The sequence below is a fragment of the Streptomyces hydrogenans genome (assembly GCF_014656075.1).
Taxonomy (GTDB): domain Bacteria; phylum Actinomycetota; class Actinomycetes; order Streptomycetales; family Streptomycetaceae; genus Streptomyces; species Streptomyces hydrogenans.
Genome location: NZ_BNBS01000277.1, coordinates 1 through 1,842, shown reverse-complemented (window position 1 = coordinate 1,842; position 1,842 = coordinate 1). Strand labels below are relative to the sequence as shown.

Below are 1,842 nucleotides of genomic sequence, written 5' to 3'. Positions count from 1 at the left end.
CCTCGGACTGTGCCGCTCCGGAGGCCACGGCCGCGTCGGCCGCCGCGCCGGCGGCTGCGGCCGCGTTGATCGCCGAGTTGCGGGCGGCGTCGCCCGCCCGCACCGCCGCGTCGGAAGCCAAGGCCGCCATGTCCGCCTTGGCGGCCACCGTGCGCACGAAGCTCACCAGCTTCAGCGCGATGTCCGCCGCCGCGTTGGCCGCGCCGGCCATCGCCCTGTCCTTGGAAGCGGCGATCGCCGCACGATACGCGTTCGCCGCAGCGCGTCCCGCCGAAGCCGCAGCCGCGGCAGCGGCATTGGCGGCAGCCACCGAACGCTGTGCGGCGGCCTGTGCCGTCCGTGAGGCGGACACCGCGGTCGACGCGGCCGCGGCCGCGCCCTTGGCCGCCTGCGCGGCCTTCCCTGCCGCCTTGGCCGAGCGTGCGACATCCTGCTCGGCGGCCAAGGCCTCGGCCTTGGCCTCCAACGCCGAGGCTTTCGCCTTCTCGGAAGCACTGACTGCCTGGTTGGACAGCTCGACAGCCTCGTCGGTCTTCAGACTGGCGCGGCGTCCTTCCTTCTCCACGACGTCGACCAACTGCTGGATCGTGGCCGCTTCCTCGTCGCGTGCCCGGGCGATGTACTGACCCGTCTCCAGGAACCACCGGATGGCCCTGGCCGACCCGTCGTTCATGGCCCGACCCGCGTACTCACGCACCTGTGGTGATCCTGAGGCGAGGATGGTCATCACCTGCACACGATCGTCCTCCTCCTGCGCGGTGAACCGCCCGTCACTGAGGAAGGCGCGCAACGCGAAGGGGGAATCGGCCGCCAGCGCGGCGGACGCGTCACGCTTCACAGCCTTGGCACCGTGGGCCTGGACCGTACTCACGGCCACCCTGAGATCCTCGTCCACGGCAGTCTGGTAACCGCCCTGGAGGAGGGCCTCGACCGCTGCGTTCCCGCCGGACAGCGCCGCACCGATGGCGTTGCGCGTCGCCGAGCCCGCTGTGGCCAGGGACTCCGTGAGCGCGAACCTGTTGTCCTCGGCCCAGGCCACAGGTGCCTTCTGAACGAGGAAATCCGTTATGTCCGCGGCGGAGCCGGCCAGCGCCGCGGCCGCCGCGGTGCGGACGGCCCGGCGGCCCGATCGGTACGCCCAGACCACCTTGCCGCGATCGGTATCCGGAATCCCAGATTCCTCGGGCACCGGCGGCGTGCCACCCGAGCCGCTCGCCGCGTACGCCGGGCGCGTCCCGAACACACCGCTGGACAGCACGCTGCCGGCCGCTACCCCGGTGAAAATGGCCAGCGCCTGACGCCTACTCAATCCCCGCCGTGATTGCTGTGACATCACGACTCCTTTCCACTCTCACTGTGTCTGTCCGGCCCGTACTCACCCCGATGGCACGGCACGGTGCCGTCCGCCCGACGCGTTGCCCGGACGGATGCGCAAATAGCGCGCAGGTGCTGTCCGGGCGTCGAGGCAGCATGATCCCAACACCCATTCAGTTAAACGTCAATTGGATAGCAATGCGGGGTGCGGTTCTGCGGCTCGATCCGTGGCAATTGTTCCGTTTTCTCGGGTAATCGACTCCGTTACTCATTACAGATCACAAAGCGCGACCCATCCAGCAAATTGGAAATTTCGACCCCAAACGTCTCTCGGTGGAATTTCTATTCGCGCGTGTAACCCCACACATTCGCGAAGGTTGCACCTCTGGATCTTCACGGTTCCTTCACGCTCGTCCCTACAACCTTCGTCAAGCCGACTGTCTCAGCGGGCGAATTGGCCAACACTGCATGATCGCTTCCGGTTTGCCCTGCTGGACATGTGGAGGGATCGAGCTCTTGAATGAAGCG

The 1,842-nt window shown here is 67.8% G+C and carries 1 protein-coding gene; it reads right to left on the bottom strand.

What is annotated here, in order from left to right; genetic code table 11:
• Positions 1–1,333 (bottom strand): ALF repeat-containing protein (locus IE321_RS41355; RefSeq protein WP_229916872.1); only part of this gene is annotated, 1,333 nt, incomplete at its 3' end.
• Positions 1,334–1,842: the final 509 nt, after the last annotated feature.